Raw genomic sequence first — 305 nt, forward strand, 5'->3', positions numbered from 1 at the left:
CAGTGCGCGAGAAGCGCACTGTTCTAATTTATTAGCCCCGCTTCCTTGGCAATCGCTTGGAAGGAGCGATGTTCGTTGACAATGAATATTTTGCTGCCGATGTCAACTTTTTCGTAAAGTCGTTCAATCGTCGGATTTGCGAGACGAATACAACCTGCAGACGCGCTATACCCGATTGAGCCTGGTCGGTTAGTGCCATGTAGCCCATATGTCCGGCCTGCCGTTCCTAAGGCATCAAAACCGATCCATCTGCTTCCTAATGGATTACGGGCATCTCCACCGGGAATATTTTTTTTGCGGTAATA

Annotated in this window: 1 protein-coding gene; it reads right to left on the reverse strand. The window is 48.5% G+C overall.

The window, feature by feature from the left end; genetic code table 11:
* Nucleotides 1-23: 23 nt before the first annotated feature.
* Nucleotides 24-305 (reverse strand): L,D-transpeptidase (locus CHH91_RS18275; RefSeq protein ID WP_141234209.1); only part of this gene is annotated, 282 nt, incomplete at its 5' end.

The sequence above is a fragment of the Virgibacillus sp. 7505 genome, from assembly GCF_002272135.1.
Taxonomy (GTDB): domain Bacteria; phylum Bacillota; class Bacilli; order Bacillales; family Amphibacillaceae; genus Terribacillus.